The sequence below is a fragment of the Enterobacter sp. DSM 30060 genome (genome assembly GCF_013375955.1).
In the GTDB taxonomy this organism is placed as follows: Bacteria; Pseudomonadota; Gammaproteobacteria; order Enterobacterales; family Enterobacteriaceae; genus Enterobacter; species Enterobacter intestinihominis.
In genome coordinates this window covers 38342-59276 of the sequence record NZ_CP056118.1, presented here as the reverse complement: position 1 = coordinate 59276, position 20935 = coordinate 38342, and the positions used below count along the sequence as shown (strand labels likewise).

Annotated in this window: 15 protein-coding genes; 2 read left to right on the top strand and 13 right to left on the bottom strand. The window is 58.0% G+C overall.

The genetic code is table 11. The annotated features are described in order from the left end of the window. Positions 1–15 precede the first annotated feature (15 nt). A complete protein-coding gene (locus tag HWQ15_RS00230) occupies positions 16–762 on the top strand; it encodes a GntR family transcriptional regulator (RefSeq protein ID WP_063148515.1) in 747 nt (248 codons plus the stop codon). On the opposite strand, the gene HWQ15_RS00225 is transcribed toward HWQ15_RS00230, so the two are convergent. The 3 genes from HWQ15_RS00225 to HWQ15_RS00215 are packed head-to-tail and all read right to left on the bottom strand — an operon-like array spanning position 736 to position 3964. After that, positions 736–1689: a PfkB family carbohydrate kinase gene (locus HWQ15_RS00225; RefSeq protein ID WP_063148516.1), complete on the bottom strand. Its 954-nt coding sequence runs from the start codon at positions 1687–1689 to the stop codon at positions 736–738. The two genes, HWQ15_RS00230 and HWQ15_RS00225, sit on opposite strands and share 27 nt — an antisense overlap. Next, positions 1686–2690, bottom strand: coding sequence for an ADP-ribosylglycohydrolase family protein (locus HWQ15_RS00220; protein WP_023300562.1), 1005 nt, complete (start codon positions 2688–2690; stop codon positions 1686–1688). Before HWQ15_RS00220 ends, HWQ15_RS00225 begins: the two co-directional genes overlap by 4 nt. Then, positions 2687–3964: a nucleoside permease gene (locus tag HWQ15_RS00215; RefSeq protein WP_022648655.1), complete on the bottom strand. Its 1278-nt coding sequence runs from the start codon at positions 3962–3964 to the stop codon at positions 2687–2689. Before HWQ15_RS00215 ends, HWQ15_RS00220 begins: the two co-directional genes overlap by 4 nt. 248 nt (positions 3965–4212) lie before the next feature. Between HWQ15_RS00215 and fbaB the strand changes: the two genes are divergently transcribed. Then, positions 4213–5265 (top strand): class I fructose-bisphosphate aldolase, encoded by a 1053-nt coding sequence (gene fbaB, locus HWQ15_RS00210; protein WP_022648654.1) that lies wholly within the window; start codon positions 4213–4215, stop codon positions 5263–5265. Between the two features lie 88 nt (positions 5266–5353). On the opposite strand, the gene yegS is transcribed toward fbaB, so the two are convergent. The 10 genes from yegS to HWQ15_RS00160 all read right to left on the bottom strand — a co-directional run bounded on the left by yegS (position 5354) and on the right by HWQ15_RS00160 (position 20878). After that, on the bottom strand, positions 5354–6253 hold the full coding sequence (yegS, locus tag HWQ15_RS00205; RefSeq protein WP_045622991.1) for a lipid kinase YegS: 900 nt from the start codon (positions 6251–6253) through the stop codon (positions 5354–5356). A 170-nt stretch (positions 6254–6423) separates the two neighbouring features. After that, on the bottom strand, positions 6424–7029 hold the full coding sequence (locus HWQ15_RS00200; protein WP_023306583.1) for a hypothetical protein: 606 nt from the start codon (positions 7027–7029) through the stop codon (positions 6424–6426). Positions 7030–7036: 7 nt separating this feature from the next. Then, the gene (locus tag HWQ15_RS00195) at positions 7037–8002 is read right to left on the bottom strand and encodes a hypothetical protein (RefSeq protein ID WP_176587351.1); all 966 of its coding nucleotides are present in this window, start codon (positions 8000–8002) and stop codon (positions 7037–7039) included. Positions 8003–8410: 408 nt separating this feature from the next. Then, positions 8411–9772 carry a tRNA 5-hydroxyuridine modification protein YegQ gene (gene yegQ / locus HWQ15_RS00190; protein WP_038416385.1) on the bottom strand — a complete coding sequence of 454 codons (1362 nt, stop codon included), beginning with the start codon at positions 9770–9772 and terminating at the stop codon, positions 8411–8413. Between the two features lie 168 nt (positions 9773–9940). Continuing rightward, positions 9941–10663 carry a two-component system response regulator BaeR gene (gene baeR, locus HWQ15_RS00185; RefSeq protein WP_015572364.1) on the bottom strand — a complete coding sequence of 241 codons (723 nt, stop codon included), beginning with the start codon at positions 10661–10663 and terminating at the stop codon, positions 9941–9943. Continuing rightward, positions 10660–12063, bottom strand: coding sequence for a two-component system sensor histidine kinase BaeS (gene baeS / locus HWQ15_RS00180; RefSeq protein ID WP_063148517.1), 1404 nt, complete (start codon positions 12061–12063; stop codon positions 10660–10662). Before baeS ends, baeR begins: the two co-directional genes overlap by 4 nt. Continuing rightward, positions 12060–13475: an MFS transporter gene (locus HWQ15_RS00175; RefSeq protein WP_032623937.1), complete on the bottom strand. Its 1416-nt coding sequence runs from the start codon at positions 13473–13475 to the stop codon at positions 12060–12062. The genes baeS and HWQ15_RS00175 overlap by 4 nt, the downstream gene beginning before the upstream one ends. Further along, positions 13476–16553 carry a multidrug efflux RND transporter permease subunit MdtC gene (mdtC, locus tag HWQ15_RS00170; protein ID WP_063148518.1) on the bottom strand — a complete coding sequence of 1026 codons (3078 nt, stop codon included), beginning with the start codon at positions 16551–16553 and terminating at the stop codon, positions 13476–13478. Then, positions 16554–19676, bottom strand: coding sequence for an MdtB/MuxB family multidrug efflux RND transporter permease subunit (locus tag HWQ15_RS00165; RefSeq protein WP_023300557.1), 3123 nt, complete (start codon positions 19674–19676; stop codon positions 16554–16556). It abuts the gene before it with no gap. After that, the gene (locus HWQ15_RS00160; RefSeq protein WP_063148519.1) at positions 19676–20878 is read right to left on the bottom strand and encodes an MdtA/MuxA family multidrug efflux RND transporter periplasmic adaptor subunit; all 1203 of its coding nucleotides are present in this window, start codon (positions 20876–20878) and stop codon (positions 19676–19678) included. The genes HWQ15_RS00165 and HWQ15_RS00160 overlap by 1 nt, the downstream gene beginning before the upstream one ends. Positions 20879–20935: the final 57 nt, after the last annotated feature.

Genomic DNA, 20935 nt, shown 5'->3' with positions numbered 1-20935 from the left:
CAGAGAAAAACAGAGATGGAACAAGCGCATACCCGGTTAATTGCTCAACTCAAGGAACGAATTGCCGCACCGGACAACACGCCGCTGTATCTGAAATTTGCCGAAACGGTCAAGAACGCGGTGCGCAGCGGTGTGCTCGCGCACGGTAATATTTTGCCCGGCGAGCGCGATCTGAGCCAGCTGGCCGGAGTGTCGCGTATTACGGTGCGTAAAGCCATGCAGGCGCTGGAAGAGGCTGGCGTCGTCACCCGCGCGCGTGGATACGGGACGCAAATCAACAATATCTTTGAATATTCGCTGAAAGAGGCGCGCGGCTTTTCTCAGCAAGTGGTGCTGCGTGGCAAAACGCCCAACACCCTGTGGGTCAATAAACGCATCGTGAAGTGCCCGGAAGAGATCGCCCGCCACCTTTCCCTTGCGCCGGACAGCGATGTCTTTCTGCTTAAGCGCATCCGCTACGTGGATGACGATGCGGTATCAATAGAGGAGTCCTGGGTACCGGTAGGATTAATTCCCAATCCGGACGACATCGGCGTCTCGCTTTATGATTACTTCCGCAGCCAGAATATCTTTCCGCAGCGCACCCGTTCGCGCGTCAGCGCCCGGATGCCGGACAGCGAGTTTCAGGCGCATATCAAGATGGACGATAAGATACCGGTGCTGGTGATCAAGCAAGTCGCGCTCGATCAACAGCACCGGCCAATTGAGTACAGCATCAGCTACTGTCGCAGCGACCTATACGTCTTTGTGTGCGAGGAGTAGGGCCTCGCGCGTGGGGGCGCAGTCGCCACCGCGATGGCTGACTACCCAGGCGGCTACGGCATTGCCAAGCTGCACCGCCTCTGGCAGTGACCATCCCGCAGCCAGCCCGGCAAGGGTACCTCCCGCATGGCTGTCACCGGCGCCGATGGTATCGACCACGGTAGCAGGAAACGCCGGAACGTGTCCGGAAGCGTCACCGTCGTACCAGACCGCCCCGTCTTTATCATGGCGTACGATTAGCGCAGCGCCAAACCGTTGCTGCCACTGAGTGCCGAGCTGTTCCACGTTCACGCCAAGCCATTCGGCGGCAAGTTCCGCCTCCTGCCGATTGAGCGAGACAACCGGTTTACGGGCCATAATCCGCGCCATCAGCGGGTCGGGAATATCCGCGATGCGCGGACCGAAATCGATAAAGAGCGTCACATCCTGAAGACGTTCCACCCAGGCCGTCAGCAGCTCGCCGCTGGGCGACGCCAGCTGGTAGCCGGACAAATAGACCAGGCTTTTCTCCGGCACGCTTAACCCGTCCAGCCAGCGTTGCTGCCACTGATTCTCCACACCGCTAAACGACATGAAGGTCCGTTCACCATCAGGCTCCACCAGCGCCAGGCACCAGCCGTTATCGCCCGTTTCCGCTTCCACGGCGCTGTGCAGATCCTGCTTCGCCATGGCATTACGGATAATATCGGCCCACACGCCGTGGCCAACGGGAAGCGCGTTTTGCGCTGCAATGCCGAGCCGCTTGAGGGCGATGGCGATATTCAGCGCGCAGCCGCCAATATTCACTCCCTGTTGCTTAAGCTCGATATCACACCCGCGCCAGGGCAGGGCGTAGGCGTCGGCAATCACGTCGATGACCGCCGCGCCGAGCACCGTTACGGGGCGCGTAGCGTGAAGGGTTTCGAGACGGCGGGCAAAAGCACTCATACGCCCTCCCTTTGCTCCCGGAAGTGCAGCAGTTTTTCGCAGTAGCGTCCGAAATCAAGCTGGTTTACGGCATCAAGTTCGCTTTTAAGCGCCGGATCAATGGCCTGTACACCGTGCAGCGCGCCGCAGATGGCCGTTGCCATCGCGCCGATAGTGTCAGTATCACCGCCCAGGTTGGCGCATAACACCGCGCAGCGGTTCGGATCGGTGCCCGCAAGTTCGACCATCGCAATCGCCGCCGGTACGGACTCCAGTGTGCTCGTGCCCGCGCCAATAAGCTGATAGATCTGCTCGCTGGCGGACTCCGTACCGTTGGCTTCGCGCACGGTTTTCAGGGCCAGCTCAATACGAGCGGAAAGCGATGCGCTGAAAGTGGTCGTGTTCGCCTCCTGCGCCGCACGGGCAATACCCGGCAGGGCATCGGCGATGTTCTGCCAGCGCTCGCCGTCGATAGCGCGTGAAACCGCCCACGCGATCACCACCGCACCGGCGATGGCGAGATCCGATTTATGGGTCGGGCTGGAGGCTAACGCAACCTGTTCAACAAAATGTGCCAGACGCGTGGCCGGTAGCAGGCATCCCAGCGGGGAGGCGCGCATCGCCGCCCCGTTGGTGACGCCGTTATTTTCCAGCTCGCTCACCGGCTTGCCGTCACGGATGGCGTTCAGGGCAATTTTGGAGGTCGGGCCGAGCACATTCTTATTGAACGCGTCAAAATCCAGCGCCCAGTCCAGAATATGCTTACCGATAACGTCAGGATTAATTTCCCCGTCGCATTCGATAATCGCGTCGGCCAGGCACAGCGCCATCGACGTATCATCCGTAAATTCGGCCTGATTAAAGTAGCAGGCGGCATTATTCTCAGCCGGGCCGGGTAAGAAACGGTCGATCCAGCCGAAGTGCGCTTTCACCCGCTTGCGCGGCCACAGTTCAGACGGCATCCCCATCGCATCCCCTAACGCCTGCCCGTAAAGAGCACCGAGAATACGGTCTTGTTTCATTTAACTTCCCCTCGTGTCAGCGCGGTATCGCCATCAACCACCTCAATTGCGGTGATCTCTTTATCCGATTCGCGGAAAAACAGCATAAACAGCACGGCAATCACTACAATCATGATTGCACCAAACGTCCACATTCCGGCCCAGTTGAAGGTCAGCCCATTCACCGGCTCTTTATAGGCGAACATTTTTTCCATCATCACGCCGCCGAGACGGTAACCCAGCAGGCTACCAAAGCCCTGACAGCACAGCGTGATCAAGCCCTGCGCCGCGTTGCGCATATGCACGGGCGCTTTTTTATCCACGTAGATGTACGCGGTGACGTAATAGAAGTCATAGCTTACGCCGTGCAGCAGAATGCCGAGGAACAGCAGGGCGTAGGTGAAGTATTGTTCGGCGCCGCCGTAAACAAAGAAGCCGTAGCGAATGGCGGCGGTGATCAGGCCCAGCAGCAAGACCTTCTTAATACCAAAGCGTTTGGTAAAGAACGGCAGAGCGAGCATGAAGAAGATTTCAGAGAACTGGCCGAGGGTCATCCAGCCGGTGGCGTTTTTCATCCCCACTTCGGTGAGATAGCCGTTGGCAAAGATGTAGTAGAAAGCCAGCGGCATGGCGAACAGGAATGAGCAGAAGAAGAACACCAGGAAGTTTTTATCGCGCAGCAGGATCAGCGCATCCAGCCCCAGCATCACTTTGATATCCAGCTTGCCGGTGCTCTTCGGCGGGGTATTCGGCAGGAAAAGTGCGAAGACGCCGAGCAGAAGGGAGCTGGCAGCGGTCATCAGCAGCGGGATATTGGTGTCAGAGATGTCGCTATAGCCCATCATCTGCGGCAGGAAGCCGCACGCCAGGCCGGATGCAATCCAGCCGATGGTGCCCATCACGCGGATGCGCGGGAAATCAGCCTCCACGTCATCGACGTTCGCAAAAGCGATGCTGTTCGTCAGCGCGATGGTCGGCATATAGGTCAGGGAGTAGGCCAGCAACAGCGGGAAGAAGGTGCTGAACTGGGTTTGCTGTGCTGCGAAATACATCAGAATCGCGCCAGCGAACATCAGCACGGCCAGCACTTTCTGGGCGGCGAAGAAACGGTCGGTCAGCGAGCCGACCAGGATAGGAGAGAGGATCGCGGCAATAGCGGTACAGGCATAGGACCAGCCAATTTCCCCGGCGGTAAACCCGCTCTTGCTCAGCCACAGCCACAGCGGCACAAACCACGCGCCCCAGATAAACCATTCAACAAACATCATGAATGACAGTTGGACTTTCGTTTTCATTTTTTAATCCTGCATGTCAGAGGTACGCATGTAACATACCATGTGATAATACCTTTTAAATACCTTTAAGGCGATTGTTTGATCAGTGTAACAAAAATGTTGTACATGAAACGAGCCAGCAGATTGTGCTTAAAAAAGTTGCAAATGGTGGAAAATAGGTTAAGTCGGTACCAGGCTTAGTCTGCCTGCAAAAACGTGGGCTTGGATCACACGCTCCGACATCATGTCGGACATACGGGAGCATCACTATGACTGATATTGCGCAGCTGCTTGGCAAAGACGCCGACAGCCTTTTACAGCATCGTTGTATGACCATTCCAGCCGACCAGCTTTATCTGCCTGGCCATGATTACGTAGACCGCGTCATGGTCGACAATAACCGTCCTCCTGCCGTACTGCGAAACATGCAGACGCTTTATAATACCGGCCGCCTGGGCGGAACCGGGTACCTCTCTATTCTGCCCGTTGACCAGGGCGTTGAACACTCTGCGGGGGCATCGTTTGCCGCGAACCCGCTCTATTTTGATCCGAAAAATATCGTCGAGCTGGCGATTGAGGCGGGCTGTAACTGCGTGGCCTCCACCTACGGCGTGCTGGCCTCCGTGTCGCGTCGCTATGCCCACCGCATTCCGTTCCTCGTTAAGCTGAACCACAACGAAACCCTGAGCTACCCAACCGAATACGACCAGACGCTCTACGCCAGCGTCGAGCAGGCGTTCAATATGGGTGCGGTGGCGGTCGGGGCAACCATCTATTTCGGTTCTGAACAGTCGCGTCGTCAGATAGAAGAGATCTCCGCGGCGTTCGAGCGCGCCCACGAGCTGGGTATGGTAACCGTGCTGTGGGCCTATCTGCGTAACGGCTCGTTCAAAAAAGACGGTGTGGATTATCACGTGTCTGCGGATCTGACCGGTCAGGCAAACCACCTTGCGGCGACCATCGGCGCGGACATCGTGAAGCAGAAAATGGCCGAGAATAACGGCGGCTATAAAGCGGTGAACTTTGGCTATACCGACGACCGCGTCTACAGCAAGCTGACTAGCGACAACCCGATCGATCTGGTGCGCTACCAGCTGGCGAACTGCTATATGGGCCGCGCCGGGCTGATTAACTCCGGCGGTGCGGCAGGCGGTGAAACCGATCTGACCGACGCGGTGCGCACGGCGGTGATTAACAAACGCGCGGGCGGCATGGGGCTGATCCTCGGCCGTAAGGCGTTCAAAAAATCTATGGCCGACGGCGTGAAGCTGATCAACGCGGTTCAGGACGTCTATCTGGACAGTAAGGTCACGATCGCTTAAGTCTTTTCCCCTCACCCTAACCCTCTCCCCAACGGGGAGAGGGGACTGTTCAGTGCATACGGGAAGAGGGCCGCCACCCGGCAACACATCAGCGCAAAAGCTGACAGTCCGGCGGCAATCGGCACTGCAACGCCCCGGGCAACACCTCAATGCGGAATCGCTCGCCGCTGAGCGGCTCTCCGTCGAGATTAAAGGTCATGCCGTGTGGGGCGATCACCTCAAACCACGCGGATGTGCCGTCGATGATATTGGGGCTCTCCTCTGGCTGCGTCAGTGTCGTAAACAGCGCAGGCAGCAGCCCGTCGCCGGTAAAAATACGCAGCTGTAATTGACCGTCGTTGATCAGCGCTTCCGGGCAAAGCTGCTGTCCGCCGCCTGCCTGACGCCCGTTGCCGATACCAATCACCAGCGCGTCGCCCTGCCAGTGGAAGTTTTCACCTTGGATCTCACAGCTGTCGGGCCTGAGCGTGTCCATGCGCATCAGACCATGGATGAGATACGAAACGCCGCCCAGCGCGGCCTTCAGTTTTTCCGGCGTTTCGCTGGTAATGCGGGTGCCGAACCCGCCGGTCGCCATATTGATAAAGCAGGTTCTTTCATTCACCTGCGCAATATCGACGGCGGTCGCTTTCCCGAGGATAGCCAGTTGCAGTGCTTTGCCTAAATCCTCAGGTATACCGGCGCTGGTGGCAAAATCGTTGGCGGTACCGAGCGGTAAAATCCCCATCGCCGGGCGAGCTGCGTCGTTGAGGTCAATGAGCGCACCGGCGATCTCGTTGATCGTTCCGTCGCCGCCGCCGGAAATGATGGTCTGAACACCTAACCTGATGCCCTCGTCGATGTAGCGCGCCGCATCGCCTTTTTCAAACGTTACTCGCACGTGTATGCATGCTCCGTCTTCACGCAATTCGGTAATCGCCTGGCGCAGCAGATCGTTGCCTGCACTCTTGCCGTTAAGAATTAATAAACTGTCTGGATAGGTTGCCATCCGGGTTGCTCCCTTTTTTAGCTATAGAAAGAGTGTATCCCAGAGAGGGAAAAAGCGGGTAAGAACAGGATGAAAGGCAAAAAATAAGCCCGCGTAAGGGCTTTGAAATCGACTAAAGAACCCCGTAGCGCTTACAATGCATACTACTGCCGCTCAATTGACTATTGTGGTCAACGTTTGAGGTGTGACATTGGCCTTGCCTCGATTTTGAGCTGCTTACGCCAGACCCGATTATGTAGCGTTAGCGCAATGGAGCGGTAAAAAATCGATGAATTCATCCACATAATGTTCAGAAAGAAACATCCCAGCCCCAGCAAAGAGGTTATTTGCGGTGTGTAGTTCTCAACAGGGCCGAATAAAAGCGAAATCCCCGTCCAGATGAAATAAATGATGCTCATTATGCCTGTCAGCGTAATGACGAAAATATGCAGTTTATATCCAGGTAAAGAACCTCGTGTAGTCAGAAACATCGTGCTCATCACTACCAGACAATACACAATCGCTGCAATGAATACTCCCATCATAACCTTAAATTCGGGTAAGCCGAGCCAGCGAAACAGCAACAACCAGAGGGATACTTGCAGCATGGCGTAGCAAAAAATAGCCAGTAACGTGCTCACTGCCAAAGGAATTCCTGTCATATGGACGCCCACAGGAACGCCGAACCGATCTTTTAACTGTTCTTTTAATGTTTCAAGCTGGTTGGGATCATCGGTCGCCATTTTACTTTTAACCAAAGCACTTAATGCAAGGCTATCTTTAATGTATTTCATCATGGACGGGTCAATAACTTCCTGTAAATGAAAAAGACTGAATTAAACCAAAAATGTATTTACCCGTTTGTGCAACATTCTGTGGATTTCTGATATTTCCTGAGATGGCACTTCCAACGAAGGCAGAAGAATTTGAAATGGTATTCAGCAACTCACGCTGTAAGAGCAACTGCAACGCTTCTGACGGATAACGTTTGGGATACACGCCTGCCTTCATTGCTGCTTTTACACCTGAATTCGAGATGCCGGGATTGCGGATACGAATAATCTCCTCTGTTAATCGCGTACGGTCGGCCCGGCTCATTTTTTGTAATAAGGAGAGCAAACTCTCAGACGATGAACGGTTAAGAAGGCGATATGTTAATGCAGCGCTTTTTAAACCCGCAGCAGCCCCGGCAAGAGAAATCGCATCCAGGGCTGTGTTGGTTGCTGTATACCACTCCTGGGAGTCCATCCACGCAAGGTAGTCATCGTGATTCATAGCAATCAACGATAGTCGGCCAAGCCCATTTGCACATTGAATTCCAGTTGCTACACCACCGGCTAAAATCACAGCGGCTATAGCACCGGAAGACCCTGCAGTGAGAGGTATAGCCATACCGGCCCCTGCCGCAAGTACAACAGTAAGAATTGCGGCTCCGCAGGAAATTGCCGTTGAACCAATTTCAGTCGCCAGGGAAGGGGACTGAATCGTAGCCGTTGTTGCGTGAACGGGGTTAACTTGTGAGGCATTTACTTTGGTTATGACTACATGACTAACCGAGCTTTCGTTTGGTGTCGCAATCCTTCTTGATGGCCGTACTAGCCACTGACGTGTACCGTCTGAGTAGATAATCCCGGCCTGGCTAAAATTTCTGCTGCAGTCCAGTTGACCTGCAAGTGCTGTGAAATTTATATCGCCGCCAGAGGCAAGACCAAGACTGCGTGCGAGTTCGTAATCTGGAAGATCCTTTGAAAGTTGTCCTGTGAATGTCACTTCATCTCTCCGTCCGTGTGAAACGTTGATTGTTAATAAATCAAGAGTAAAGGTCCTGTTAACACTTAAAATTAGGAATGTTCCGAATAGTGTTCATCCCTCTCAAATCCATTAAAAATGTGATTAGGATCCTTTGTTCGTTCGACTTGCTTAGATGATACGCCTAATGCTGACACAAACCTTTCCCGGGTCAATGCAACGCCATATTTATCAGGGGGAAAAATTTCAGGAGTTAACAAAAAAATAAGCCCGCGTAAGGGAGATTACGCAGGCTAAGGAGGTGGTTCCTGGTACAGCTAGCATTTATGGGTTATGTTTTTCAGCGGGGGGATAATACCCGTATTGAACGAAGCGGTATGTGATCCGATTCTAAGAATTATCCCAGCGTGAAAAAATCCCGTTGATTGACTATTTGCCGTGCGGATTTCGGGTATTTTCACCTTCAAAATTGCGCATCAGCAGCGCAAACTCCAGCTCTACTTCTTCAGGAACCGGCAGCCAGACCACATGGCCATCGCCAGGTGCGACCTCAATCGCCTCACCTTTTTTGTTTTCCAGATGCTCCAGGCGGAAGTTCATGTTGCCCTGCGGTGTCATCAGCTCCAGGCTGTCGCCTTTAGTGAATTTGTTTTTTACGGCGACGGCGGCCAGCGGGCCTTTACGCTCGCCGGTGAAGTCGCCTACAAACTGCTGGCGTTCGGAAATCGAATAGCCATGCTCGTAGTTCTGGTAGTCGTCGTGGGTATGTCGACGCAGGAAACCTTCGGTATAGCCGCGATGCGCCAGACCTTCCAGCGTTTCCAGCAGGCTGGTGTCGAACGGTTTACCGGCGGCGGCATCGTCGATGGCTTTGCGATACACCTGCGCGGTACGAGCGCAGTAGTAGTAGGACTTGGTGCGGCCTTCGATTTTCAGGGAGTGTACGCCCATCTGGGTTAAACGCTCGACGTGTGCGATGGCGCGCAGATCTTTCGAGTTCATGATGTAGGTGCCGTGCTCGTCTTCAAAGGCGGTCATGTATTCACCCGGACGTTTGGCTTCTTCGATCATAAACACGCTGTCGGTAGGCGCGCCGATGCCCAGCGTTGGCTCAACGTTGGTGACCGGGATCGGCTCGTGTTTATGCACGATGTTACCGATGTCATCCTCTTTGCCTTCCTGAACGTTATATTCCCAGCGGCAGGCGTTGGTGCAGGTGCCCTGGTTCGGGTCACGCTTGTTGATGTAGCCAGAGAGCAGGCAGCGGCCGGAGTAGGCCATGCACAGCGCGCCGTGAACGAAGATTTCGATCTCCATATCCGGCACCTGGGTGCGGATCTCTTCGATCTCTTCGAGAGACAGCTCGCGAGACAGAATGACGCGGGTCAGCCCCATCTGTTTCCAGAATTTCACCGTTGCCCAGTTGACGGCGTTAGCCTGCACCGAGAGGTGAATGTCCATATCAGGGAAGTTCTCCCGAACCAGCATGATTAAACCCGGGTCTGACATGATCAGTGCGTCCGGCCCCATCTCCACGACCGGCTTCAGGTCACGAATGAACGTTTTCAGCTTGGCGTTGTGCGGCGCGATGTTCACCACCACGTAGAATTTTTTGCCCAGGGCATGCGCTTCGTTGATGCCGAGCTGAAGATTCTCGTGGTTGAATTCGTTGTTACGCACGCGCAGCGAATAGCGCGGCTGGCCCGCGTAGACGGCGTCGGCACCATAGGCGAAAGCGTAACGCATATTTTGCAGCGTTCCCGCCGGGGAAAGGAGTTCCGGTTTAAACATGTTTGTTCTCGTTCTGATGACAGGTCAGATCCGCGTGCACCAGGTGCAGCGGTAAGGGGAGATCCCCCACTTTAAGGGCGGGCATTGTAGCGCTGCGGGGCGGGGAGGTAAAGTTCTTGTGCCGGGTGACGGCTTCGCCTTACCCGGCCTACATTGTCCCGCAACTGACTAGGCAATCCTGCACGCATCCGCTTCCCAGCGATACCCCACGCCGTACACCGCGCGAATAAACGACTGGTCGGCGTCCAGCGCCTCCAGCTTGCGGCGCAGGTTTTTGATGTGGCTGTCGATGGTGCGGTCGGTCACCACGCGGTAATCGTCATACAGATGGTTGAGCAGCTGCTCGCGGGAAAACACTTTTCCCGGCTCGTGGGAGAGGGTTTTCAGCAGGCGGAACTCCGCGGGGGTGAGATCCAATAGTTTGCTGCGCCAGCTCGCCTGGAAGCGGCTTTCGTCGACGATCAGCGGGCTTTGCGCATCCAGCACCTGCAATTCACGCTGCGGCTTGCAGCGGCGGAGGATGGTTTTCACGCGAGCGACCACCTCCCGCGGGCTGTAAGGCTTGCAGATGTAATCGTCAGCGCCGATTTCGAGCCCCAGCAGACGGTCGATCTCTTCGATTTTGGCCGTCACCATCACGATGGGCACATCGGAGAAACGACGAATTTCCCGGCACAGGGTCAGGCCGTCAGTACCCGGCAGCATCAGATCCAGCAGGATCAGATCCGGCGGCGTCTGGCGCACGTAGGGCAGCACCTGGTCGCCGTGGCTGATAAGCGTTGGCGCATAGCTCGCAGCGCGCAAATAGTCGATCAGCAGTTGCCCAAGTTTAGGCTCGTCTTCCACGATCAAAATACGCGGTGTGTTGTCGTCAATCGGTAACTCGGTCATGCTTCCCTCGATAAATCCCGTTCCAGAGGTAACTCTACTGTAATGCTAACCCCGCCAAAAGGCGAATGGGCGGCGCGGATGGTGCCACCATGCGCCTCCACAATGTTTACGCAAATCGCCAGCCCAAGGCCGGAGCCCCCGCTGGCGCGGTTACGCGAACCTTCGGTGCGATAGAAGCGCTCGAACAGTTTTTCCAGCTGCGCATCCTTCACGCCAGGGGCGGAGTCCGCAAAGGTCAGGGCAAAGCGCCCGTTCTCCTGCTTGCCGGAGATATGCAACCCGCCGCCGCCGTCGGTGTAGCGGAGGCTGTTCTCCAGCAGATTATTGAACAGCTGCATCAGGCGATCTCTGTCGCCGAATACCACCGCGCTGTCAGGCAGCGAGAGGTTGATTTTCAGGTCACGGCTGGCGAAGCGTTCGCGGAACGCGCCGGTCACGACTTCAAGGATATTGATCACGTCGATTGGGGCTTTCTGGTAGGCCAGGGCGCCTTCATCGGACATGGAAAGCTGATGCAGATCGTCCACCAGCTTGGTCAGCGTGCCGACTTCCGCCTGAAGCGAGGCCACGGACTCGGGGGTGAACTGCCGCAAGCCGTCCTGAATCGCCTCCAGCTCGCCGCGCAGCACCGCCAGCGGGGTGCGCAGCTCGTGCGAAATGTCGGCCATAAAGTCGCGGCGCATCTGCTGGTTTTTCTCCAGCGTGCTGGCGAGCTGGTTGAAGTCCTGCGCCAGCTTGCCCAGTTCATCCTGACTGCGGGTGTCCACGCGGGTCGAGAAATCACCCGCCGCCAGCTTATGCGTGCCTTCCACCAGGCGTTTAACCGGCGCCAGCAGGCCGCGCGCCAGCGGGAAGGTGGCGAGCGCCGCAAGCAGGGTAGAAAGCGCGACAATCAGCCAACTGGTCTGGCGCTGCTGGCGGTCAAAGTTGATGTCGGTGTTGCGCGTCAGCCGCTCGACCGGCGAGGCAATAACCCAGCCCACCGTGGCGCCGTTCGAGGTGATGGCGCGCTTTGTACCGTCCGGCGGTACCGGCGAGCGTGGGCCAACAAGCACGCGCATCTCCTGATCAATCACCCAGAACTGGGTGCGCCAGCCGTGCGGCGGCATGCCCGGCCCCGGACGGTCGTCGTCATTATCGTGCTCCAGCGAGCGCAGAATTTGAAATATAAAACGATCGTTATTGCGCAGAAAACGCCAGTTACCGTGCAGGCTATACTGTTCCCCCAGCGCGTCGCTTAAGCCCTGTAAGCGCTGTTCGTTACCGTGCTTGATGTAGTCAATAAAGCCGCGCTCAAAGCTGACCCGCACCGCCCAGTGCATGGTAATCAGCAGGACGATACAGGTAGCGAAAATCGCCACAAAAAGCTTACCGGTGATCCCCGGACGCAAGAATTTCATGGTGCACTCCTTTTGCCGCGTCGGATCACAACGTTTTTGGTCGTGTCATTCGGTACTCTGGCAAAGATAAAAGCGGGCAGGGCGATAATTACCGCCATGCTGAGGTAGGTGTATAAAAAGACCTGATGCGCGACGGGGGTGTCGGCGCTGAGATGGTGCTGACCGTACATGCCGAGCAGCAATCCGGCGACCGTGACCCCCACGCTCATAGAGAGCTGCATGATCATCGACAGCAGGCTGTTACCACTGCTCGCCAGTTCGTCCGGCAGATCTTTCAGCGTCAGGGTGTTCATCGACGAGAAGCGCATGGAGTTGATGATCCCCTGGCAGAACAGCACCAGCGGCAGGATGTAGTACCAGCCCAGCAGTGCCACGGTCATAAACAGCAGACTAACCAGCGCCAGCCCGAGCGTGGCGGCCACCAGCACCCGGCGATAGCCAAAGCGGTTTACCACCTGCACCACAATACGCTTCATCCCCATGCTGCCGAGCACCATCGGGATCATCATCAGCCCGGCATGAAACGGCGAGAAGCCCATCCCAATCTGTAAAAATACCGGCGTCATAAACGGCAACATGCCGCTGCCGATGCGTCCGGCAAAGCTGCCGAACAGACCAAGACGGTAGGTGGGATTCTTGAACAGGTTCAGGCTAAACAGCGCGTTAGCGTTGCCTCTGGCATGCCACAGATACCAGAGAATGGCGGTGACACCCAGCGCTACCAGCAGGGCGAGCGACAGGGAGGAGATCCCCAGCCCTTTTTGCCCGTCGAGCGCCAGGGTGAGCGTCGCCATGCCAGCTGCCAGCAGGATGAAGCCAAAGAAATCAAAGCGCCGGGTCTGCATTTTATAGTTCGGCATCAGCGTCAGGGTGGCAATCGCGCCGATAATACCGACCGGCAGGTTGATCAGGAAGATCCAGTGCCAGGAGGCATACTCCACCAGAATACCGCCCAGCGCCGGGCCCAGCAGCGGGCCGACCTGACCGGGCAGGGTGACGAAGGTCATCGCCGCCATATACTGCGCGCGCGGAACAATTTTCATCACCGTTAACCGCCCGACGGGCACCATCATCGCGCCGCCGACGCCCTGTAGCACGCGCGCCATCACCAGCTGGTCAAGGGTATTGGCCTGGGCGCAAAACAGCGAGCCGGTGGTAAACAGCACAATGGCGGTGAAGAAGATGTTCCGTACGCCCACTTTATCCGCCAGCCAGCCGCTGGCGGGCAGCATCACGGCGACCGTCAGCACGTAGGCGACAATCACCATATGCATGTGCAGCGGGCTCTCCCCCAGGCTTTTCGCCATTGAGGGGAGGGCTGTGTTCACGATGGTCGTGTCCAGCGACTGCATAAAGAAGCCGAACGCGACGATCCACAATTGCCAGCGAACGTTACTGGGTAGGTCGGTCATTTACTCGGTCACCGTGGTTCTCTTTTTACGCGAAAAACGCAGCCGCAGGCGGTCAAAGAACAGATAGACTACCGGCGTGGTGTAGAGCGTCAGCAGCTGGCTCATCACCAGGCCACCAACGATCGTGATCCCCAGCGGCTGGCGCAGTTCAGAGCCGTCACCGCCGGATATGACCAGCGGCAGTGCGCCGAACAGCGCGGCCAGCGTAGTCATCATGATCGGGCGAAAACGCAGCAGACAGGCCTGGAATATCGCCTCGTCCGGCGTCAGGTTGCCGTTGCGCTGGGCGTCCAGGGCAAAGTCGACCATCATTATCGCGTTTTTCTTCACAATACCTATTAATAGCATGATCCCAATGAGCGCGATGAGGCTGAATGGAGCACCGAACAGCTCCAGCGCCAGCAGCGCCCCCACGCCCGCAGAGGGAAGCGTGGAGAGAATGGTCAACGGATGCACGTAGCTTTCGTACAGCACGCCCAGCACGATGTACACCGTGGCAATGGCCGCCAGGATCAAAATGACCTGCGAGTTCATGGTGTCCTGGAACACCTGCGCCGTACCGGCAAAGCTGCCGCGCACGGAGGAGGGCACCCCAAGCTGGGTCATGGCGCGGTTAATGGCATCGCTGGCCTCAGACAGCGACGAGCCGGTTGGCAGGTTAAACGACACGGTCGAGGCGGCGGAAAGCCCCTGGTGGTTCACCGACAGCGGCGCGTTCGACGGCTGCCAGCTGGCGAAGTACGACAGCGGGATCGCCTTGCCGTCATTATTGATCACAAACATCTTGTCCAGCGCGCTGATGTCCTGGGTGTAGCGCGGATCAACTTCCATCACCACCTTGTACTGGTTCATCGGCTGGTAGATGGTGGAGACTTCACGCTGCCCGAAGGCGTTGTTAAGCAGGCTGTTGGCCGCTTCAACGTTAATGCCCAGGCGGGACATGGTTTCGCGATCGTAGGTGAGCGCCATCTCCGCGCCGTTATTCTGGCTGTCGGAGTTCACGTCCGCCAGCTGCGGCAGTGCGGCCAGCGCTTTACGGATCTTAGGCTCCCACTCGCGCAGGGCAGCTAAGTCATCTGAGAGCAGGGTGTACTGATAGCTGGCGTTAGCCTGTCGTCCGCCGACGCGGATATCCTGAACGGCCATCAAAAACAGGTTCGCCCCCGGCTCTTTGGCGAGCTTCACCCGCAAGCGGTCAATGATCTGCTGCGCCGTTTCGTGACGTTCACCGCGCGGCTTAAGGGTAATAAACATCATCCCGCTGTTAACGCGCGAGCCGCCGGTAAAGCCGGTAACGTTGTCTACGGCCGGATCTTCCCGGATGATTTTCATAAAGTCCTGAAGCTTGCCGCGCATCGCCTGGAACGAAATGCTCTGGTCTGCCTGAATACCGCCCATCAGCACGCCGGTATCCTGCTCCGGGAAGAAGGTTTTCGGGATGGTGATATACATCCAGACGTTGAGCCCGATGGTGGCGATAAGCACCAGCCCGACAATACGCGTGTGGTTCAGCACCCATTTCAGCGATTTGCCGTAGCCGGACTGCATCGCCATCAGGACGCGGCCAAAGCCTTTCCGGCGTGGCTGTGAGTGCGGTTGGCTGCGCTTTAGCATCCAGCCGCACATCATCGGCGTTAGCGTCAGCGAAATCACCAGTGAGATACCAATGGCGACGGAGAGCGTGACGGCAAATTCGCGCAGCAGTCGCCCCGGCAGGCCGCCCATCAGCAGCAGCGGCAGGAACACCGCCACCAGCGACAGGCTCATGGACAGGACCGTGAAGCCCACTTCGCGCGTCCCCTGAAGCGCCGCCTGGAGCGGCTTCATGCCCGCTTCCAGATGACGCGAGATATTCTCCAGCACCACGATGGCATCATCCACCACAAACCCGGTGGCAATCGTCAGCGCCATCAGCGACAGGTTGTTAAGGCTAAACCCGCACAGGTACATGGCGGCAAAGGTGCCTATCAGCGATACCGGGACCGCTACCGCCGGGATCAGCGTGGCGCGCCCCGAGCGCAGGAACAGGAACACCACCAGAATTACCAGCGCGACGGAGATGATCAGCGTTTGCTCTACCTCTTCAAGCGAGGCGCGGATGGTGGGGGAACGGTCCTGCGCAATCTGTAGATCGATGGCCGCCGGAATGGTTTCCTGAAGCTCCGGCAGCCGCGCGCGGATGCTGTTCACCGTCTGAATGATGTTGGCTTCCGGCAGCTTGCGGATCATCAGCAAAATCGCCGGTTTGGCATTGGTCATCCCGGCGTTACGCACGTCCTGCACCGAATCGGTGACGCTGGCGACGTCGCTCAGGCGCACCGCCGCGCCGTTGTTGTAGTGAATAATCAACGGCTGATACTCGGCGGCGGTTTTCAGCTCGTCGTTGGTCTGGATCTGCCAGCGGTGGCTGCTGTCCTCAATCGCACCCTGCGGCTTACGCACGTTGGCGTTGCTGATGGCGGAACGCACGTCGTCCAGCGACACGCCCTGATTAAACAGCGCCTGCGGATTCAGCCCCACGCGCACGGCGGGCAAGGAGCTGCCGCCGACGTCCACGTCACCCACGCCGTCAATCTGGGCGATGGTTTGCGCCAGCTGGGTGGAGGCAAAATCGTACAGCTCGCCCTGGGAGTAGGTCTCTGACGTAAGCGTCAGGATCATGATCGGCGCATCGGACGGGTTGGCCTTGCGGTAGGTTGGACGGCTCGGCATGCCGCTCGGCAGCAGGCTTTGGGCGGCGTTAATCGCGGCCTGCACGTCACGCGCCGCACCGTTAATATCCCGGTCGAAGTTAAATTCCAGAATGATGCGCGTGCTGCCCAGCGAACTGCTGGAGGTCATCTCGTTAACCCCGGCAATTCGCCCAAGCGATCGCTCAAGCGGCGTCGCCACCGATGAGGCCATGGTTTCCGGCGAGGCACCCGGCAGCGAGGCGCTGACCATGATCACCGGGAAATCGACCTGCGGCAGCGGGGCCACCGGCAGCAGCCGGAAGCCGAGCACGCCGCACAGGGTGATAGCGACGGAGAGTAAAATCGTCGCCACCGGACGGTAAATGAAGAGGGCGAAAAACTTCACTTACGCCTCCTCTTCACGTTTCGGGAAGCGGCTTTTCGTCCACAGGGCCAGACGGTCAAACAGCAGGTAGATAACCGGCGTGGTAAACAGCGTCAGCACCTGGCTCACCAGCAGACCGCCTACCATGCCGATGCCCAGCGGACGGCGCAGTTCGGCCCCCACGCCGGTGCTCAGCATCAGCGGCAGCGCGCCCAGCAGGGCGGCGAGGGTGGTCATCAGGATCGGGCGAAAACGCAGCAGGCAGGCCTGGTAAATGGCCTCGCGCGGCGCCATACCCTGCTCGCGCTCGGCGGCCAGTGCAAAGTCGATCATCATGATGGCGTTTTTCTTCACGATGCCGATAAGCAGGATGATGCCAATTATCGCAATCACGTCCAGTTCGCTCCCCGCCAGCATCAGCGCCAGCAGCGCCCCCACGCCCGCCGTCGGCAGGGTGGAGAGGATGGTGATCGGGTGGATGAAACTCTCATACAGCACGCCAAGCACGATATACATCGCCACCACCGCCGCGACAATCAGCCAGACGGTGCTGCCCAGCGCGGCCTGGAACGCCAGCGTACTGCCCTGGAACTGGGTCTGAATATCGGACGGGAAACTGAGTTCTTTCTCCGCGCCCAGAATGGCCTCCACCGCTTCGCCCAGGGAATACCCATCCGGCACGTTGAACGAAATGGTGGTGGACGGGAACTGATCGAGATGGTTAATCGACAGCGGGGTGTGGCGCTCTTCCACGCTGGCAATGGCGCTGAGCGGCACAATCCCGCCGTCTTTGCTGGTCAGGCGTATCGAGTCCAGCGCGGCAAGCCCGGGCGTGTTCTCGGTGTTATGTTCCAGCACCACGCGATACTGGTTGGCCTGGGTGTAAATGGTGGAGATCAGTCGCTGACCAAAGGCGTTATACAGGGCGTTATCCACGTCGGACATGGTAATGCCCAGACGGCTGGCAGTGTCGCGGTTGACGTTCACGTACGCCGCCAGCCCTTTATCCTGCCAGTCGCTGCTGACGTCAGAAACCTGCGGCAGTGCTTTCAGCTTATCCACCAGCTGCGGCACCCAGGTGCTGAGTGCATCAAGCGAGGTGGCCTGGAGCGTAAACTGGTACTGCGTGCGGCTCACCTGCGTATCAATGGTTAAATCCTGGATCGGTTGCAGATACAGCTCAATGCCCGGCACGCGCGCCACCGCGCTTTGCAGTCGCTCAATTACCGCGTTGACGCGATCGTCGCGGTCATCGAGCGGTTTAAGGTTAATTTGCAGGCGCGCGCTGTTGAGCGACGGGTTGGTGCCGTCCACGCCCACGTAGGCAGTCAGGCTTTCCACCGCCGGATCTTTCATGATGATCTCAGACACCTGCTGCTGGCGCTGCGCCATGTTGGCGAAGGAGACCGTCTGCGGCGCCTGAAGCGTGCCCTGAATAATGCCGTTGTCCTGAATCGGGAAGAAGCCTTTCGGAATGAAAATCCACAGCATCACGCTGAGCGCCAGGGTGCCGAGCGCCACGCCGAGCGTCGCCCAGGGATGGTTCAGGACTTTCGCCAGCACGCGGCCGTAGGCGGCGATAATGCGCTCGAACATCCGCTCGGAGGCGCGCGAGAAGCGGTTTTGCTTGCGCAAAGATTCGTGGCTCAGCATGCGGGCGCACATCATCGGCGTTAGCGTCAGCGACACCACGGCAGAGATCAGAATGGCGACCGCCAGCGTCACGGCAAACTCGCGGAACAGCCGCCCGACGATATCGCCCATAAACAGCAGCGGGATCAGCACCGCAATCAGCGAGAAGGTGAGCGAGATGATGGTAAAGCCAATTTCTCCTGCGCCCTTCAGCGCGGCGGCTAAGGGCTTTTCACCTTTTTCGATATAGCGCGAGATGTTCTCGATGACCACGATGGCATCGTCCACCACGAACCCGGTGGCGATGGTGAGCGCCATCAGCGTCAGGTTATTAATCGAAAAGTCGAGGAACACCATCACCGCAAACGTCCCGACCAGCGAGAGCGGCACGGCGACGGCGGGAATGATGGTTGCCGGAACGTTGCGCAGGAACAGGTAGATGATCATCACCACCAGCGCAATCGCCAGCATCAGCTCGAACTGGGTGTCTGACACCGAGGCGCGAATATTCGTGGTGCGGTCAGAAAGCACTTTCACGCTCACCGATTTTGGCAGGCTTTCCACCAGCTGCGGCAGCATGGTGCGAATGCTGTCGGCGGTATCAATAATGTTCGCGCCCGGCTGGCGCTGAACGTTCATGACAATCGCCTGCTGCTTATTGGCCCACGCCCCGAGCCAGCTGTTTTCCGCGCCTTGTTCGACGGTTGCCACGTCGCCGAGGCGGATCGGCGCGCCGTTTTGATAGGCCACAATCAGCTGGCGGTATTCATCGGCGGACTGCATCTGGTCGTTGGCGGAGAGCGTAACCGCACGGGTTGGGCCGTCGAGCGAGCCCTTCGCTGAGTTAACGTTGGCGCTGCTGATGGCGGTGCGAATGGTTTCGCTGGTTAACCCCAGCGCGGCAATGGCCTGGGCATTGAGCTTAACGCGCACAGCGGGGCGTTGACCGCCCGCCAGCGTCACCAGCCCGACGCCGGTCACCTGCGAAATCTTCTGCGCCACGCGGGTTTCGACCATGTCTTCCACCTGCGTCATCGGCATGGCGGAGGAGGTGACGGCAAGGGTCATGATCGGCGGGTCTGCCGGGTTGACCTTGCTGTAAACCGGTGGATTCGGCAGGTCAGACGGCAGCAGGTTAGTGGCGGCGTTAATCGCGGCCTGCACCTCCTGCTCGGCGACGTCCAGCGACAGCGTGAGCTGGAACTGAAGCGTGACGACCGAGGCGCCGCCGGAGCTCTGGGAGGACATCTGCTTCAGGCCAGACATCTGGCCAAACTGACGCTCCAGCGGGGCGGTGATGGCGGACGTCACCACATCCGGACTGGCGCCCGGATAGAGGGTGACAACCTGAATGGTCGGGTAGTCCACTTCCGGCAGCGCCGACACGGGCAGAAAACGGTAGCCAATGATCCCGGCCAGCAGGATCGCCACCATCAACAGGGTCGTCGCAACCGGACGTAAGATAAACAGGCGTGATGGCCCACCTGTAGAGCTCGGCGGCATCACCTGCATCAGGCTTTTGCTCCTGTATTCTGCGCTTCCACCACCTCGACCTGCGCCCCTTCGGTCAGACGGTCAATACCGTCGGTCACGACGCGGTCGCCAGCGGACAGCCCGGCACTGATCACCACCGTCTGACTGTCCTGGATCCCGGTTTTCACCAGATGTTTGCTGACCTTGTTTTCGCTGTTCAGCACCCAGACAAAGTTGCCTTCACTGCCCATTTGCAGGGCCGCCGTCGGGATCACCACGGCGTTTTCTTCTGTCGCGACCAGCATTCGCGCATTGACGAACTGATTCGGGAACAGGGCATCGTCCTGATTGTTGAAGCGTGCTTTAAGCTTGATGGTGCCGGTGGTGGTATCGATCTGGTTATCCAGGCTAAGTAGCGAACCTTCGCTCAGCTTCTGCTTGTTGGTGCGATCCCAGGCTTCAACCACCAGCGCTTTTCCGGCCTTCTGCGCCTGTATCACCGTCGCAATGTCGCTTTCCGGCAGGGTAAAGACGAGATCGATAGGGTGCGTTTGGGTGATCACCACGATGCCCGTGGTGTCGCCGCTGGAGATTTGGTTGCCGATATCAACCTGTTTCAGGCCCACGCGGCCGTCAATCGGCGCGGTGATCCGGCTCCAGTCGAGCTGGAGCTGGGCGCTGGCGACCGCGGCTTCGTCGGCCTTGATGGTGCCCTGAGATTCACTGACCAGAGACTGCTGGGTATCCAGCTCCTGGCGCGACACGAGGTTGGTTTTTACCAGCTGCTGATAGCGGGCTAAATCGCGGCGGGCATTGGCGAGGGTGGCTTTGTCTTTCGCGAGCTGCCCCTGCGCCTGCGCCAGGGCCACCTTAAACTGGCTTGGGTCGATTTCCGCCAGCAGATCGCCGGCTTTCACCTGCTGGCCTTCCTGGAAGTGGATGGCCATCAGCTGACCGTCCACGCGGCTACGTACCGTCACGGTGTTGGCGGCGGTAATGGTTCCCAGCCCGGAGAGATAACGAGGCACCGCTTTATTCACCGCCGTTGCCGCCTGCACCGGTGCCAGCGCCGTGCCGCGCATACCGTGGCGCCCGCCGCCCGTTGGACGTTGTGAGGGGCTATTGGCGCCAGCAGGTGCCGTGGAGTTCGCGGACTGGCTGTGCCAGTACCAGGCGGCGGCCAGGACCACCACAATCAGACCAACGGCGATTGCCCAGCGGGATTTGTTACTGCCTTTCATCGTTATACGTTCTCGTCCTGAAACACTTTCGGGGAATGATACTAGTTTAGTCAGGTA

Coding starts and splice junctions, on each gene's coding strand:
- baeS (WP_063148517.1), bottom strand. CDS start 12,063: ATGAAATTCTTGCGTCCGGGGATCACCGGTAAGCTTTTTGTGGCGATT.
- yegS (WP_045622991.1), bottom strand. CDS start 6,253: ATGGCAACCTATCCAGACAGTTTATTAATTCTTAACGGCAAGAGTGCA.
- yegQ (WP_038416385.1), bottom strand. CDS start 9,772: ATGTTTAAACCGGAACTCCTTTCCCCGGCGGGAACGCTGCAAAATATG.
- HWQ15_RS00200 (WP_023306583.1), bottom strand. CDS start 7,029: ATGATGAAATACATTAAAGATAGCCTTGCATTAAGTGCTTTGGTTAAA.
- HWQ15_RS00160 (WP_063148519.1), bottom strand. CDS start 20,878: ATGAAAGGCAGTAACAAATCCCGCTGGGCAATCGCCGTTGGTCTGATT.
- HWQ15_RS00175 (WP_032623937.1), bottom strand. CDS start 13,475: ATGACCGACCTACCCAGTAACGTTCGCTGGCAATTGTGGATCGTCGCG.
- HWQ15_RS00225 (WP_063148516.1), bottom strand. CDS start 1,689: ATGAGTGCTTTTGCCCGCCGTCTCGAAACCCTTCACGCTACGCGCCCC.
- HWQ15_RS00220 (WP_023300562.1), bottom strand. CDS start 2,690: ATGAAACAAGACCGTATTCTCGGTGCTCTTTACGGGCAGGCGTTAGGG.
- HWQ15_RS00230 (WP_063148515.1), top strand. CDS start 16: ATGGAACAAGCGCATACCCGGTTAATTGCTCAACTCAAGGAACGAATT.
- fbaB (WP_022648654.1), top strand. CDS start 4,213: ATGACTGATATTGCGCAGCTGCTTGGCAAAGACGCCGACAGCCTTTTA.
- baeR (WP_015572364.1), bottom strand. CDS start 10,663: ATGACCGAGTTACCGATTGACGACAACACACCGCGTATTTTGATCGTG.
- HWQ15_RS00165 (WP_023300557.1), bottom strand. CDS start 19,676: ATGCAGGTGATGCCGCCGAGCTCTACAGGTGGGCCATCACGCCTGTTT.
- HWQ15_RS00215 (WP_022648655.1), bottom strand. CDS start 3,964: ATGAAAACGAAAGTCCAACTGTCATTCATGATGTTTGTTGAATGGTTT.